The organism is Kocuria sp. BT304, from assembly GCF_003290245.1.
Lineage (GTDB): Bacteria > Actinomycetota > Actinomycetes > Actinomycetales > Micrococcaceae > Kocuria > Kocuria rhizophila_A.
In genome coordinates, this window is sequence record NZ_CP030039.1 from 2,660,387 (window position 1) to 2,674,450 (window position 14,064).

Sequence of the window (14,064 nt, forward strand, 5' to 3'; positions counted from 1 at the left end):
GTCCCCTTCTCCGGTCGGACCGCCCTCCGCGGCGCTCCGTGGAGGCAGGCTAGCACCGGGGCAGGGGGTCCCGGAACGGGCTGCGGGTCTGCCGGTCGGCCGGCCCGGTGGGCGCTCGCGGGCTCGCTAGAGCACGGGAAGGCAGGGACGGAGCCCACCGCCGCAGCCCCCGGAGCAGGGCGGGGGTCACGCGCCGGTGATCACCGGCTTGGGATCACCGGCACAGGTTCACCGGTTCGGGGCGGCAGGTGCGGGCACCGCGTCCGATGCCGCCGCGGGCGGGGTGTAGGGCGGGGTGCGGGTGGCGATCTCCTGCAGGGCCTGCAGCTTCGCGGTCGCAGCCTTTGCGTCCTGGGGAGCCTTGGCGGCGGCCACCACCGCGCGGTGCGCCGCGTTGAGCTGGGCCACGTACGGATCCTCCGCGGGGAGCTTGAGGGCCACGGAGCGCGTCACGAGCGCCTGCAGCTGGGACTCCAGCGGGGATCCGATCACGTACGCCTTTGCCTGGTCCCCGGCCCCCAGCTGCAGGTGTGCGGCCAGGACCGACTGCGTGCGCTGGTGCAGCTGCTGCGCGGTGGTCAGCGTGTCGATGGGCGCCGTGCGCGGATCCAACGGCGGGGTCCCGGGATTCGTGGGCTTGGGCTCGGGTTGCGTGGGCTTGGGTTGCGTGGGCTTGGGCTCAGGCTGCGTCGGCTGAGGCTTCGTCGGTTCGGGCTGCGTGGGCTTGGGCTGCGTCGGGTGGCCGGTCCCCGGCCGGGTGGGCGCCGGGGTCGAGGGCCTGGGCTTCGAGGAGGTGGACGGTGCAGGCTTCTGCGAGCCCTTCCCGCCCGTGGGAGCCGGTGTGCGGGGGCCCGTGGAGGGCTTCTTCCCCTGCCCCGCCGTCGACTTCTTCGGGGCGTCCTTGGCCTTGGGGCTCTGACCGCCCAGCGCCACGACCTCGTCGGTGCCCTTCCCGCCCTTCGACGGGGAGGGTGCACGGTGCGTGCCGCCGCCCGGGGGCGTGGCAGGGGCCTGGTCCGCGGTGGAGTACGCGGGGCGTGAGGCGCGGATGATGTCCTTGCCGGTCTTCCAGTCGAAGGACTGCGCGTCCACGACCTCGCCGCCCACCCAGGTCTCGAAGTGCAGGTGCGGTCCGGTCACGCGCATGCCGGTGTGGCCCACCTCGCCGAGCTGCTCGGAGGCCTTGAGGGTGTCCCCCTCGCGCACCATGATCCTGCTCAGGTGGTTGTACGTGGTCTTCATGCCGTTGGCGTGGGAGACCTCCACACGGTTGCCGCCCCACACGTCCCAGAACACCGCGGTCACGGTGCCGTCGAGGGCCGCGACCACGGGGGTGCCCTCGGGGGCGGAGATGTCCGTGCCGTTGTGCAGCTCGTGCTGACCGGTGTCCGGGGCGGTGCGCCACCCGAACTCGCCGCCCTTGAGCACGATCACGGGCTGCGCGGGGGCGATCAGCGTGTTGACGGGCAACTTGCCGTCGAACACGGGCGGCGCGTGCTCCGCTGTGGTCACCGGGGGCACCGTGGCCCTGCGCGGGCCTCCGCGCCCGTTGCCGCCGTGGCCGCCGCCCGCGGAGGGCGCGGTGCTGCTGAGGGCCACCAGGGAGGCGTCCCGGGCGGAGTCGATGGCGGCGCGGTCCGGCCGCGAGGCGAACAGGGAGAGCTCGGCCGGCCGCGCGGCGGCGTCGTCCTGTGCGCGGGCCGGGGCGCCGGCGCGCTGGGGGCCGTTCGCGTCGTGTGCCATGGCCGGCTGCCAGGGAGCCACCTCGGTGCCGTTGCTCAATGCGACGCCGCCGGCCACCAGGAGGGAGAACGAGGTGAACGCCACCAGCGCCATGGACGGACCCCTGGTGGCGGATGAGCGTGCGCGTGAACGAGCCATGGGTGCGATCGTTCCTCCCCGTGATGGACCTCGGCGCCGTGAGCCCGTGCGCCGGTGGTCACTAGGGCGAGTCTAGGCGAACTCCCACTGTTCATGAAGGTTCATGGACGTGGATGTGCGCAGATGACGGGGTCAGTACCGCCCGGACCAGTCGGAGACCAGCCCGCGGACGTACGCGGCCTGGCCCACGTGCTGGACGGCGTCGTCGATGGTGGACACGATGCGCATGCCGCGCGTGACGGGCGGGTCCCAGGACTCGTCCACCACCTCGTCCAGAGCGGCGTCGTCGAGCGAGCCGACGTACTGTGCGGTGGCGCAGCACACGGCGCGCAGGTAGCCCACCAGCAGCCCCGGGTCCTCCACGCGCACGCCCGCCACCTGCTCGGGGCCGTCCCCGAAGCCGAAGTCCCCCACGGCCCGGTCCAGGCCGAAGGAGTCGCTCCACCCCTCGGCGGTCCAGATCTGCTCCGCCCCGCACAGCTGCGCGATCTGCGCGTCCTGCTGCCGGGCCGCGTGCCACAGCAACCAGGACATGGAGTTGTGCGTGCCGTCCGGCATGCGGTTGAGCACCTTCGCGGAGACGCCCTCCACGGCGGCTTCCGCCGCCTCCACGGGACGCCGCGCCGCGTCCGCCACCAGTTCCCGAGCACCCATGTTCCACCTGATTCCGCATCGGTTCCGTGTGATCCACCTCCCACTGTACGACCGCGGTGCGGAACGCGGGAGGGGTGGGCGCGGCCCGTGCAGGGCGGGTTCCGGGCACGACGCCGCCCGCTCACCGTCAGGCGCGCTCCAGCACCAGCCGCACGAACTCCGTGACCGCCAGTGAGCCCTCCCCTGCGCGCCACACCAGGTGGACCGGCGCGGGCCCGCGGCGATCGCCACGATCCACTCGTCCACTCCGTTCACGCCGTTCACGGTGAGGATCTCCCTGGGGCCCATGTCCTCGAGCCACGGTGCCGTGGTGGTCCCGCCCTGGGCGTTCACCACCGCGGCGTCGGGCGCGGTGAGTTGCGTGAGGTGACACGCGCCGTTGCTGTGCTCCAGCGGTGCGGTGGCCGCGGCCCTGTGGCTGGGGCACCTGGACGCGGAGCCGTTCCGGCTGCTCCGGGCGCTCGTCACGGCCGGAATCGCGTGGGTGCTGTGCTGGCTGCTGTACTCCGTCCTGCTCCGCACACGGCGCGAGTGGGTGGCGGTTCTCGGCACCGGGCTGCCAGTGCTGTGGATGGGCGCCGTGATCGGTGTGGTGGCCACCGGGCTGCTCTACTGGCTCGTACGGCGGGTGGACGTGGTCACCGTGACCAGCGTGCAGTTCCTGGTCCCGGCAGTGACGGCCGTGCTGGACCGGATCGTGCGCGGCCAGTCCCTGCACGGGATCGTGCTCATCGGGATGGCTGTGGTGATCTGCGCACTGTTCCTCTTGCCACGGGGACGACGACGCGGGACCGCACGGTCGTCCTCGACGAACTCCACGGCGAAGCTCAGAAGTACAGGTCGTCCAGCTTGGTCATGGGCTCGCCGTGGGTGTCCGCGTACTGCTCCAGGGCCTCGGTACCCGGGAACGTGGTGGGGCCCACGAAGCGGTTGTGCGGTGCGTACAGGTGCGTCACGGTGTCCCCGCCAGCCCCACCCGGGGTGTAGGCGATGCGCATGTACTCCTTGGCCAGCTCCAGATTGGCCTGTTCCTGCTCGGTGAGGTTCTTCAGTCCGTCACGGTGACTGCTTCTCTCGCGCAGTGAGGCCTCGGGACTGCGGGTGTCGTGCGGTCGGTGGCGCGTGTGGCGTCATCCGACAGGGCAGGTGCCCGGAGCCGCGTGCGAACACGCAACCCCGGGCACCCGTGTGGTGGAGCATGCGGGGTCAGCCCGCCACGCGCACCAGCTTGGTGTTGGAGAACTCGTCGAAGCCCCAGCGGCCCAGCTCACGGCCGTAGCCGGAGCGGCGAACGCCGCCGAAGGGCAGGCCCGGCATGGTGGTGCCGTGCTCGTTGACGTAGGTCATGCCCACCTCCAGTCGGCGGGCCACCTCTTCTGCCTTCGCCGTGTCCTGGCCCCACACGGAACCGGACAGGCCGAAGTCGGAGTCGTTGGCGATCTCCACGGCCTCGTCCACCGAGTCGTAGGAGTAGATCACGGCCACGGGGCCGAAGATCTCCTCCTTGTAGGCGTCCATCTCCCGGGTGACGCCGGTCAGCACAGCCGGAGCCATCCAGGCGCCATCCTTGTCCAGGGCCTTGCCGCCGGTGTGCAGGGTGGCGCCCTGCTCCACGGCGCGCTCCACCTGGGACACGGCGTCGTCACGACCCTGCACGGAGGACAGCGGGCCGATCTTGGTGTCCTCGGCCAGGGGGTCGCCCACCGTCATGCCCTCGACGGTCTCCACGACCTTGGCCACGAACTCGTCGAGCATGGACGAGGGCACCAGGATCCGCTTGGGCGAGTTGCAGGCCTGGCCCGCGTTGCGCATGCGGGTCACGGCCACCGTCTTGGCGGTCTTGGCCACGTCCACGTCGTCCAGCACGATCAGCGGATCGGAGCCGCCGAGCTCCAGGACGCTCTTCTTGAGGTTCTGGGCGGCGGTGGTGGCCACGGCCTTGCCCGCGCCCTCGCTGCCGGTCAGGGACACACCGCGCACGCGGGGGTCCGCGATGATGTCCGTGATCTGGTCGGTGCTTGCGAAGAGGTTGATGTAGGCGTCCTCGGGGATGCCCGCGGCGTGCAGGATCTCCTCGATCAGCTCACCCGTGCGGGCGCAGATGGAGGCGTGCTTGAGCAGCACGGTGTTGCCCAGCATCAGGTTGGGTGCCGCGAAACGGGCCACCTGGTACTGCGGGAAGTTCCAGGGCATGACGCCCACCAGGACACCCACGGGCTCGGTGACGACCACGGACTTGGCGCTGTCCCCCACGTCCAGGGTCTCCTCCTCCAGGAGGGCCGGGCCGTGCTCCGCGTACCAGCGGTAGATCGCGGAGGACAGGGCCACCTCGCCCTGCGCCTGCTTGAACGGCTTGCCCATCTCGGTGCTGATCACGCGGGCGAGCTCGTCCCCGCGCTCCTGGAACGCGTCCGCCACGGCGGTCAGCGCGGCGGCGCGCTGCTCCACGGGGGTCTTCCGCCAGGACGTGAAGGCGGCATCCGCGCGCTCGACGGCGCTGGCGACGTCCGCGTCCGTGGCGGAGGTGAACTCCTGCTCGACGACTCCGGTGGCTGGATTCTCTGTGCGGTAGGCCATGAGGTCTCCTTCTGTCTCGGATTCTCTTCTCGGACGATCGAGCATGTCCTCACTGGGGTTAACGAAGGCCCGCGGGGGAAGATTCCCGAGGACAGCATGCTGACTTCCCGCCGGGCACGCCACTCGCCTGCGGGCACCGTGGCGGAGGACGACGCCGCACCGTCACGTTCCAGGCGGACGACACCGAGCGCTGTCGTTCGGGCGCGCACGCAGCTGCCCGTCCGGGCGGGCCCTACAGTGAGCCCATGACGTTCATCCCCCAGGACCCGCCGGTCCCACCGTGCGCGGCCACGATGGTCCCCGGTCCGCGCGGGGCCGTGCTGCGAGCGCTGCCGGCGTGCGCGCTGGGCATCATCGGCACACCGACTCTCGCTCTGCTCGCTCCGCACGACGGGCGGGATTCCCTCTGGTCCACCGCCATCATCGTGCTGGTGCTCGTTCTCATGTTCGGCATCATGATGCTGGACCGCAGGCGTCTGCCTCACGAGCCTCCCGGCGGGGACGCCCTGCCCTGGCAGAAGGCCCTCGCATCCGCTCGCCGCCACCGGACGGTTCCAGAACTTCCGGACGTGCGACTAATGGCCACCCGCGCCTCCTACAACAGACTCTGGTCCGCAGGGCTCCTCTGGTGCTTCCTCGCAGGTCTGGGCTGCGCCGCACTCGTCAGACCGGACCTGTCCTGGTTCGGGGCGCTGGGTGGCCTGCTGGTCGTGGCGCTGCTCACCGCGGCCCGGGTGCCCTCCGCGTGGGCGTACCTGACACTCAATGACGCCGCGAGCCAGGATGGAGAGGCTGAACGGCAGGCCGCCCACCGAACTGGCAACGCTGATTCCACGCGTCACGGTAACGGGCGTCTCCCGGAGACCGTCCCGTCGAAGTAGGTCCCCAAGCGGTCCATAGCCTCTCGCAACAACGGCGCCTCGGGAAGAAATGTCAGTCGGAAGTGGTCCGGCGCATCCCAATTGAAGCCCCTGCCGTGGGTGACGAGGACGTGCTGGCTGCGCAGGATGTCCAGGGCGAGCGCCTCGTCGTCGCTCACCGGGTAGAGACCCGGATCCATCCGGGGGAAGCAGTACAGCGCGCTGCGGGGCTGGACACACGAGATGCCGGGAATCTCCTGCAGCGCCGCCGTGGCAGTGCGCGCCTGCTCGTACAGGCGACCGCCCGGAGCTGCCAGTTCCGCGAGACCGCTGTCCTCCGCGAGCGCGGCGCACACCGCGTGTTGACCGGGGACATTGGCGCACATGAGCATGTTGGAGAGCAGCTCCAGGCCTTCGAGGAAGTCTCCCGCACGCTCGCGAGGACCGGTCACCATGACCCAGCCGGCACGGAACCCACAGCTTCGGTAGGCCTTGGACAGCCCCGAGAACGTGAGGCACAGGACGCCCTCCCCCGCGTGGACGGCCGCGTGGTGGTGCTGTGCCCCGTGAACGTGAGCTGCTCGTCGATCTCGTCCGTGAGCACCATGAGGTCGTGCGTGCGGGCCAGGCCCACGAGCCCGCGCACGATCTCCTGCGAGTACACACTGCCCGCGGGATTGTTGGGGTTGATGATCACCAGCGCCCGGGTGGCCGACGTGATCTTGGCGGCCACGTCCGCGAGGTCAGGCTCCCACCACGTGCTCTCGTCGCACCGATAGTGCACGGCGGCACCCCCGGCCAACCGAGTGGCGCCGGTCCACAGCGGGTAGTCCGGCATGGGCACGAGCACCTCGTCACCGGCGTCTACAAAGGCCTGCAGCGTCAGGGAGATCAGCTCGGAGACCCCGTTGCCGATCAGCACATCCCCGGGGTCGCACGAGGGAAAGCCCCGGTCCGCGTAGTAGCCGGCCACCGCCTCCCGGGCGGGGAGGATGCCGCGGCTGTCCGAGTAGCCCTCGGCCTCCGGCAGGGAACGGGCCATCTCCGCCACCAGTTCCCCGGGGGCGTGGAGCCCGAACGGGGCGGTGTTGCCGATGTTGAGCTTGATGATCTCGTGACCGGCCTCCTCCAGCCGCTGAGCCTCCTTGAGGATGAGACCACGGACGTATAGCGGACGGCGGCGAGCTTGCTGGACTGCGTGAAGTTCCTCATGGGACGGGATCTCCTGGGTGATGGTGACGGGTGGGAAAGGGTGAGATCAGACGGGGCGGCTCAGGCTCGGGTGCGCTGGGTGAGTGCCACGCAGGCGAGGACCGCCACCGCGGTCACCGGCACCACCGCTGTGAAGGTTTCCCCCAGGAGCAGGACGGCCCACACCAGCGTCAGCGGCGGCTGGGTGAGCTGGAGCTGGCTGGCACGGGTGACGCCCATTAGTCCCATGCCGCGGTACCAGACCACGAACCCGAGGAACGGGGAGACAGCGGCGGGCTACGCCGAGGGTGGGCGGCTGTCCTCTCGCATGCCCGGATGGCAGGTCATCGCGTGGGGCGTGGTTCTGGCCCTGCCCGTGGACCTGGTGGTCACCGTGGTCGCCTTGCCGACGAAGCCCGTCCACCTCACGAGCAGGGGTGTCCTCGTGCTGCCCGGCGCGGGTGGGGTGCGCCGCGACGGTGCTGGGGTGCGGGTCAGCGGATGGGATCGTGGACGGTCACGAGCTTGGTGCCGTCCGGGAACGTGGCCTCCACCTGGACGTCCGGGATCATCTCGGGGATGCCCTCCATGACGTCCTCGCGGCTGAAGATGGTGCTGCCCCAGCTCATCAGCTCCGCCACGGTGCGCCCGTCCCGGGCCCCCTCGAGGAGCTCGTACGTGATGATCGCGATGGCCTCGGGGTGGTTCAGCTTCAGCCCACGCACCTGGCGCCTGCGCGCGAGGTCCGCGGCGGCGACCACCAGGAGCTTCTCCTGGTCCTTGGGCTGGAGGTGCATGCTGGTTTCCCTCCACTGGGCGGGTTCGGCGGTGCGCCACGGAGCGGGCGGGTACGGCTACCGCCCGGTACGCGGTGATCGTCACCGTACCTCCACACCCGCACACTCCCCCGCCGTGTGACAGCCGTGTAAAACATCTGAGCCCGCTCCCGGGTGTCCGGAGGACGGGAGCGGGCTCAATATCCACGGATGCGGCCGGGACCCCGCGGGCTGCGGACGCCTGAGGTGCACTTCTGACGCTCCCGCGGCACGGGATCCTGGCAGAAGTGCACCTCAGACGTGAGACGGGGCGCGGAGCGGTGCGGCGTCGTCGTGGGCAGGGGGCGTCAGCCCTGCACGCGGCGCACCCGACGGTCAGCGCGCAGCACGCGGAACAGGACCAGCGCGACCGCGGCGACCAGCACCCCGCCGATCAGCGAGGTCCACTGCATCCCGGAGGAGAAGGCGGCCACGGCGGCGTCGGCGATCGAGGAGCCCAGGGGGGACTCCGCGGCGACGTCCAGGGCACCACCGAGGGTCTCGCGCGCGGCCTGGGCGCTGTCCGGGGTGACGGCCGCGGGCAGGTCCAGGTGCGCCTGGTAGAACGCGGTGGTCAGCCCGCCCAGCACGGCGGTGCCGAGCACGGCGCCCACCTCGTAGCCGGTCTCGGACACGGCCGAGGCGGCGCCGGCCTTGGCCTCGGGCACGGAGGAGACCACGAGGTCCGTGGACAGGGTGGTGGCCAGGCCGGTGCCCGCACTCATCACGGTGAACGCCACCAGGACGGGCGCCGACGAGCTCATCTGGTCCGTGAACGCCACGATGAAGAACCCGGCAGCCACGAGCAGCAGGCCCAGCACCACGGCGGTGCGGATGCCCACCAGGCGTGCGATCCGCTCGGCGCCCAGGCCCGCCAGGATGGAGAGCACCAGGCCGGGGACCATGAGCAGCCCAGAGGTCATGGGGTCCATGCCGTTGACCAGCTGCAGGTACTGGGTGAAGAAGAACAGGAAGCCGAACAGCGCCACGTTGGAGACCATGTTCACGGACAGGCCGCCGGAGAAGCGCGGGCTGCGGAAGAAGCGCAGGTCCAGCATCGGGTAGTCCTTGGCCACCTGCTGGCGGGCGAAGAGCAGCCCGCACAGCGCGCCCACGGCGATGAACAGCACGCCGTGCAGCACAGAGCCGCCGGTGGCGAGGGACTTGATGCCGTAGACCACCGGGGCCATGGTCAGCACGGCCAGCACGATGGACAGCGGATCCACGGGCCCGGGGTGGGGGTCCCTGGACTCGGGCAGGATCAGGGGCGCGGCCACCAGGAACGCGAGCAGCACCGGCACGGCCAGCAGGAACACGGAGCCCCACCAGAAGTGGTTGAGCAGGAACCCGCCGGCAATGGGCCCGAGGGCGGCACCGGCGCTGAACCCGGCGGTCCAGATGGCGATGGCCAGGCTGCGCTGGCGGTCGTCCCGGAACACGGTGCGCAGCAGGGACAGCGTGGTGGGCAGCAGCATGGAGCCGAACACGGCGATCCCCACGCGCGCGGCCAGCAGCCACTCGGCGGAGGGGGCGAACGCGGCGAACAGGGACACCAGGCCGAAGCCCGAGGAGCCGATCATCAGCATCTTCCGGCGGCCCATCCGGTCCCCCAGGCTGCCCATGGGGATCAGCAGCGCCGCGAGGATCAGGGGGTAGACGTCCACGATCCACAGCAGCTGGGATGCGGTGGGGCGCAGCCCCTGGGAGATCGCGGGCAGCGCGAAGCTCAGGGCCGTGTTGTTCACGGACACCAGCAGCACGGGGAGCATCAGAACGGCCAGGGCGGCCCACTGGCGGGGCCCTGCCTTGCGCTGTTCTTCGACCATCACGGACACCTCGGGAACCTCCTCGGACTCGGATTGCGGGGGACGGGAGACGTACGCCCTTGTACCGCGCTCCGCTCGAGGAGCACCTCACCAGTCTTTACCGTCCAGACGGTACAGTTAACCTCGTCAAGTCCGCAATGATTCCCGTCACCACGTGAGGTCCCGCACGTCCATGCCCCGCAAACCGGAAGCCCGAGACAAGCTGCTGGCCGCCTTCGAGCACCTGGTGCTCACGGAGGGCGAGCGCGCCGCCACCCTGGACGCCGTGGCCGCCCAGGCCGGAGTCTCCAAGGGCGGGCTGCTCTACCACTTCCCCCACCGCCAGGCCCTCGTGGACGCCGCCATGGCCCGCTGCGCGGAGCTCGCCCGCGAAGACCTCGACCGGCTCACGGCGTCCCCGGCGGGTGCGGCTCGCGAGTTCTTGACCACCTCCCTCTACGAGGACAGCCCCCTGGACCGCAGCCTGGGAGTGGCCTTCCGCCTGGTGCAGGCGCGCGAACCCGGCGCGCGGGAGACCTGCGAGCGCGTCACGGGCGACTGGTACGGCGTGATCCTCGCGGACGTGCGGGACCCGGTGATTGCCACGGCCGTGCTGTCCATGGGGGACGGGCTCTACCAGCAGGCGGCCATGGGCCTGCTGCCCGAGGACTCGCGGGAGCGCCACGAGATCCTCGACCGCCTCCTGGAGGCGCTGGACCGGCTCACGGGCTCGCACCCCGCGGACTGAGCGCGGCGCACGACGCCGCTGGGCCGCCTTTGCACGTCGGCCGCGGCTGACCCGGCAGGCAGGTATCCGCCCTCGCACCGGGCGTTCTCGCACCGGCCGCCCTCGCGCCGACTGCCGACTACCGACTACCGCACCCTCGCGACGCCGCGGCAACCGAGAGCCTGCCCGACGCCGCAGGCCCGATGCGCGCAGCCCCGGCACAGGGAAAGGGACGTGGCCGCCCGTACGCGACCACGCCCCTGGTTCGTGGGCTCACCCCGGTGTCACTCCGCCCGGGCCATGCCCTCCACCGGGCTGAGCTTCGTGGCCCGCCGCACTGGCAGGGCCGAGGCGAGGACAGCCACCACCACGGCTCCGGCGAGGATCATGAGGAACCCCTGCCACGGCACCACCGGGTGCAGGGCGACGCTCGCCGGCAGCACGGCCATCATCCCGAGCATCCCGAAGGCCCAGCCCACCGCGAGGCCCACGAACGTGGCCACCAGCGCGATCACCAGGGTCTCCCGGCGGATCAGCGCGCCCAGCTGGCGCTTGGACAGCCCGAGCGCCCGGAGCAGGGAGTTCTCGCGTGAGCGCTCCAGTACGGACAGGGACGTGGTGGACGCGATGCCCAGCACCGAAACCACGACGGCGGCGGCGAGCAGACCCAGGACCACGGAGAGCATGATGTCCAGGATGCTCACGTAGCTGGCCTTCTCCAGCAGGGCACCGCCGAGCTGGCTGACGTCCACGTGGAGGATGTCGGCCACCCGGTGCTGCAGGTCCGAGGCGCGGGCCGTGTCCAGGTACTGGGCGGCGTCGATCGCCGCGGTGGAACCGGCGGGCAGGTCCCCGTCCGTCTGGACGCCCAGCACGCAGGGGATCTTCTCCAGCTCGGCGATCTGCTCGGGGTTCGGCTGCCCGGCCTCCGCGGGCACGGAGATGTCCACGGGGCTCTGCTGGTCCAGCTCGTCGAGCAGGTTCACGCGGGCCACCTGCTGGCCCGTGAGCACGGTGGCCACGAGCAGCACGCCGATCAGCAGGGCCGTGGCCGTGGTGCTCGTGCGGGTGGGGTAGCGGGCCGCGTTCGCCGCCGCCAGCCGGGAGGGGACCCCGCCGGGCAGCAGCCTGCCGGCACCCCGCACCAGGGCGGGGATGTAGGCGCGGGAGGTCAGGATCACGCCCAGGAAGGACGCGAGCCCGCCCGCGATGCCCAGACCGGCACTGTGCTCGGTGGCGGCGTACACCAGGGTTCCCGCGCCCACCAGCAGGATCAGGACACCGAGCACGGTGCGCACCACGGGCAGCCCGTCCGCGGCACGCGAACCCCGCAGCCCATCCAGAGCGGAGGCACCGCGGGCCCGACGTGCCGGGCCCAGCGAGGCCAGGACGGTGAGCAGGATGCCGCCCACCAGACCCACGAGGACGTCCCGCGGTGCGAGCGTGAGGGTCAGCGAGCCGGTGGAGAACAGCGTGCGGGCCAGGGCCACGAGACCCGCGACCGCGGCCACGCCCAGCGCGGAGGACACCGCGCCCAGCACCAGACCCTCGAGCAGCACCGCGCGGAGCAGCTGGGAACCGGTGGCGCCCACGCAGCGCAGCAGGGCGAGCTCCCGGGCCCGCTGGGCGGTGAGCACGGACAGCGTGTTGGTGACCACCAGCAGGGCCACCAGCATGGACAGTCCCGCGAACGCTCCCAGCACGACGGCGAGCATGTCCGTGCCCTGGGACATCTGCTTCAGCAAGGCCTCCGAGATCTCCTCGGGGGTCTGCACCGTGACGGCAGGTGCACCACCCGCGCCCGTACCCAGGATGCGGTTGATCTCACCGGCCAGCTGCTGGCGCTGGTCCTGGGTCAGCGTGCCGTCCGTGCGCAGCAGGATTCCGGAGCTCATGCCCTGCCCGGACATGTCATCGCCGGGCATCCGCTGCAGGCCCTGGGTGGTCGCGTACCACTCGGGCAGCCCGGAGCCGGAGTCCTCCGGCGCCGTCATCCCGCTCACCGTGAACTGTGCGGTGGCACCGTTCTCGCTGGAGGTGTCCCGCAGCGTCACGGTGTCTCCCACCCCCACGTGCTGCTCACCCGCGGTCTTCTCGGACACGGTCACCTGCTGCGCGGAGTCCGGGAACGAGCCCTGGGTGAGCTCCGTGGGCATCAGGGAGGTGTCGGAGGGCAGGTCACCCAGCCGCATCGTGGACTGCCCGGAGGCCTGCGTCCCCACGAACTTGGTGCCGGGGGCCCAGGCGCTCTCCACGCCGTCCAGCCCCTCGATCCGGTGCACCTGCTGGGCGGTCACGGGCGCCATGGGCTGGGTGTCGTCCGCACTGGTCACGACGGCGTCGGCATTCTTGTAGGGCGCGGCCAGGCTGGTGGCCAGGCTCGCGGACAGCGTACTCGCAAGCCCCAGGGCCGCGGTCATGAACGCGGCGCACACGGCCACGCACAGCACCACGAGGGCGTAGCGGCTCCACTGCCGGGTCAGGCGGGAGTAGACGACCTTCAGCATCAGCGCACACCTCCCCGGGCGTCGTCGGCCACGATCTGGCCGTCGCGCACGCGCACCACGCGGTCCGCGGCCTCGGCCACGGTGGCGTCGTGGGTGACCACGACGACGGTCTGGCCCAGTTCGTCCACGCAGCGGCGCAGCAGGGCGAGCACCTCCTGGGACGTGGCCGAGTCGAGCGCGCCCGTGGGCTCGTCCGCGATCACGACGTCCGGCTGGGAGAGCAGGGCGCGCGCGATCGCGACGCGCTGCTGCTGCCCCCCGGACATCTCGTCCGGACGGTGGTCCAGGCGCTTGGTGATCTGCAGCGTGGTGGCCAGGGCGTCCAGGCGGGCGGCGTCCACCTTCTTGCCTGCGAGCGAGAGCGGCAGCTCGATGTTCTGGCGGGCGGTGAGGGTGGGGACCAGGTTGAACGCCTGGAACACGAAGCCCACGTGGTCGCGGCGGAAGCGGGTCAGCTGGTCGTCGGAGAGCCCGGCGATGTTCTGGCCGCCCACCGCGATGCGGGTCTCGGGGTTGCGGTCCGGGGTGTCCAGACCGGCCAGGCAGTGCACCAGCGTGGACTTGCCGGAACCGGAGGGGCCCATGACCGCCACGAACGTGCCCTCGGGGATCTCCAGGCTCACGTCGCGCAGCGCCTGGACGGCCGTGCCGCCGGCACCGTACGTGCGGGAGACGTGGGCCGCGCTCACGGCCATGCGCCGGGAGGTGCCGGGGTGTGCGGGGGCCGGAGCGGCGGCGTCGTTCCCGCGGTCGGGGGCGGTCGGTGCCGGGGCGGCCGCGGGACGGGAGCCGTCGGTGCCGCGGTCCGCGGTGTCCTGAGCGGCGGTGCCCTGCGGAACGGCACGGTGGGATGCCGCGCCGTTGGGTGCGGTGCCGTTGGTGGCCGTGCCGCCGGAGGCGGCCCAGGGAGCGGAGTCGTGTGGGGTGTGGGTGGGGTCCGGAGAAGTCATGCTTCCATTCTCCGAGCCCCCGGGGCGGCGCACATCGGACGGGGGTACGAGCTTTGGCCCGCCGCGCGCCCGCCGCACGGTGGCACGGGTCTCGCCC

At 71.6% G+C, this 14,064-nt stretch carries 13 protein-coding genes; 2 read left to right on the plus strand and 11 right to left on the minus strand.

Annotated elements, in window-relative coordinates:
* Positions 1 to 228: 228 nt before the first annotated feature.
* The 4 genes from DNL27_RS11640 to DNL27_RS11655 all read right to left on the minus strand — a co-directional run bounded on the left by DNL27_RS11640 (position 229) and on the right by DNL27_RS11655 (position 5,112).
* A complete protein-coding gene (locus DNL27_RS11640) occupies positions 229 to 1,881 on the minus strand; it encodes a peptidoglycan DD-metalloendopeptidase family protein (RefSeq protein WP_112235644.1) in 1,653 nt (550 codons plus the stop codon).
* Positions 1,882 to 2,013: 132 nt separating this feature from the next.
* Positions 2,014 to 2,535 carry a DUF664 domain-containing protein gene (locus tag DNL27_RS11645; RefSeq protein WP_112235645.1) on the minus strand — a complete coding sequence of 174 codons (522 nt, stop codon included), beginning with the start codon at positions 2,533 to 2,535 and terminating at the stop codon, positions 2,014 to 2,016.
* A gap of 827 nt (positions 2,536 to 3,362) precedes the next feature.
* Complete coding sequence (locus DNL27_RS12195; RefSeq protein ID WP_162627135.1) at positions 3,363 to 3,533, minus strand: hypothetical protein; 171 nt, start codon at positions 3,531 to 3,533, stop codon at positions 3,363 to 3,365.
* Positions 3,534 to 3,741: 208 nt separating this feature from the next.
* Positions 3,742 to 5,112 carry an NAD-dependent succinate-semialdehyde dehydrogenase gene (locus tag DNL27_RS11655; RefSeq protein WP_112235647.1) on the minus strand — a complete coding sequence of 457 codons (1,371 nt, stop codon included), beginning with the start codon at positions 5,110 to 5,112 and terminating at the stop codon, positions 3,742 to 3,744.
* Between the two features lie 245 nt (positions 5,113 to 5,357).
* Here DNL27_RS11655 and DNL27_RS11660 point away from each other — a divergent pair, with 245 nt between their 5' ends.
* Positions 5,358 to 5,993 carry a hypothetical protein gene (locus DNL27_RS11660; protein ID WP_112235648.1) on the plus strand — a complete coding sequence of 212 codons (636 nt, stop codon included), beginning with the start codon at positions 5,358 to 5,360 and terminating at the stop codon, positions 5,991 to 5,993.
* Here the strand turns inward: DNL27_RS11660 and DNL27_RS12660 are convergent.
* The 5 genes from DNL27_RS12660 to DNL27_RS11685 all read right to left on the minus strand — a co-directional run bounded on the left by DNL27_RS12660 (position 5,951) and on the right by DNL27_RS11685 (position 9,804).
* Positions 5,951 to 6,493 carry an aminotransferase class I/II-fold pyridoxal phosphate-dependent enzyme gene (locus tag DNL27_RS12660; RefSeq protein ID WP_370447115.1) on the minus strand — a complete coding sequence of 181 codons (543 nt, stop codon included), beginning with the start codon at positions 6,491 to 6,493 and terminating at the stop codon, positions 5,951 to 5,953. The two genes, DNL27_RS11660 and DNL27_RS12660, sit on opposite strands and share 43 nt — an antisense overlap.
* Positions 6,421 to 7,023 carry an aminotransferase class I/II-fold pyridoxal phosphate-dependent enzyme gene (locus DNL27_RS12665; RefSeq protein WP_370447102.1) on the minus strand — a complete coding sequence of 201 codons (603 nt, stop codon included), beginning with the start codon at positions 7,021 to 7,023 and terminating at the stop codon, positions 6,421 to 6,423. Before DNL27_RS12665 ends, DNL27_RS12660 begins: the two co-directional genes overlap by 73 nt.
* A 221-nt stretch (positions 7,024 to 7,244) precedes the next feature.
* On the minus strand, positions 7,245 to 7,412 hold the full coding sequence (locus tag DNL27_RS11670; RefSeq protein WP_112235649.1) for a hypothetical protein: 168 nt from the start codon (positions 7,410 to 7,412) through the stop codon (positions 7,245 to 7,247).
* A 245-nt stretch (positions 7,413 to 7,657) separates the two neighbouring features.
* Entirely contained in the window at positions 7,658 to 7,960 is a 303-nt protein-coding gene (locus DNL27_RS11680; RefSeq protein ID WP_112235650.1) for an urease subunit gamma, read from the minus strand.
* A 326-nt stretch (positions 7,961 to 8,286) separates the two neighbouring features.
* Entirely contained in the window at positions 8,287 to 9,804 is a 1,518-nt protein-coding gene (locus tag DNL27_RS11685) for an MFS transporter (RefSeq protein ID WP_041297431.1), read from the minus strand.
* 172 nt (positions 9,805 to 9,976) lie between these two features.
* Between DNL27_RS11685 and DNL27_RS11690 the strand changes: the two genes are divergently transcribed.
* Positions 9,977 to 10,531, plus strand: coding sequence for a TetR/AcrR family transcriptional regulator (locus tag DNL27_RS11690; RefSeq protein ID WP_112235651.1), 555 nt, complete (start codon positions 9,977 to 9,979; stop codon positions 10,529 to 10,531).
* A gap of 263 nt (positions 10,532 to 10,794) precedes the next feature.
* Here DNL27_RS11690 and DNL27_RS11695 read toward each other — a convergent pair whose 3' ends face one another.
* Both DNL27_RS11695 and DNL27_RS11700 read right to left on the minus strand, forming a co-directional pair.
* Positions 10,795 to 13,017 carry an FtsX-like permease family protein gene (locus DNL27_RS11695; RefSeq protein WP_112235652.1) on the minus strand — a complete coding sequence of 741 codons (2,223 nt, stop codon included), beginning with the start codon at positions 13,015 to 13,017 and terminating at the stop codon, positions 10,795 to 10,797.
* Positions 13,017 to 13,712 (minus strand): ABC transporter ATP-binding protein, encoded by a 696-nt coding sequence (locus tag DNL27_RS11700; RefSeq protein WP_012399245.1) that lies wholly within the window; start codon positions 13,710 to 13,712, stop codon positions 13,017 to 13,019. The genes DNL27_RS11695 and DNL27_RS11700 overlap by 1 nt, the downstream gene beginning before the upstream one ends.
* Positions 13,713 to 14,064: the final 352 nt, after the last annotated feature.

What these genes read in the sequence shown, in the direction of transcription:
- DNL27_RS11680 (WP_112235650.1), bottom strand. Translation starts at nt 7,960, where the DNA reads ATGCACCTCCAGCCCAAGGACCAGGAGAAGCTCCTGGTGGTCGCCGCC.
- DNL27_RS11690 (WP_112235651.1), top strand. Translation starts at nt 9,977, where the DNA reads ATGCCCCGCAAACCGGAAGCCCGAGACAAGCTGCTGGCCGCCTTCGAG.
- DNL27_RS11645 (WP_112235645.1), bottom strand. Translation starts at nt 2,535, where the DNA reads ATGGGTGCTCGGGAACTGGTGGCGGACGCGGCGCGGCGTCCCGTGGAG.
- DNL27_RS11660 (WP_112235648.1), top strand. Translation starts at nt 5,358, where the DNA reads ATGACGTTCATCCCCCAGGACCCGCCGGTCCCACCGTGCGCGGCCACG.
- DNL27_RS11655 (WP_112235647.1), bottom strand. Translation starts at nt 5,112, where the DNA reads ATGGCCTACCGCACAGAGAATCCAGCCACCGGAGTCGTCGAGCAGGAG.
- DNL27_RS11695 (WP_112235652.1), bottom strand. Translation starts at nt 13,017, where the DNA reads ATGCTGAAGGTCGTCTACTCCCGCCTGACCCGGCAGTGGAGCCGCTAC.
- DNL27_RS11640 (WP_112235644.1), bottom strand. Translation starts at nt 1,881, where the DNA reads ATGGCTCGTTCACGCGCACGCTCATCCGCCACCAGGGGTCCGTCCATG.
- DNL27_RS11670 (WP_112235649.1), bottom strand. Translation starts at nt 7,412, where the DNA reads ATGGGACTAATGGGCGTCACCCGTGCCAGCCAGCTCCAGCTCACCCAG.
- DNL27_RS12195 (WP_162627135.1), bottom strand. Translation starts at nt 3,533, where the DNA reads ATGCGCATCGCCTACACCCCGGGTGGGGCTGGCGGGGACACCGTGACG.
- DNL27_RS11700 (WP_012399245.1), bottom strand. Translation starts at nt 13,712, where the DNA reads ATGGCCGTGAGCGCGGCCCACGTCTCCCGCACGTACGGTGCCGGCGGC.
- DNL27_RS11685 (WP_041297431.1), bottom strand. Translation starts at nt 9,804, where the DNA reads ATGGTCGAAGAACAGCGCAAGGCAGGGCCCCGCCAGTGGGCCGCCCTG.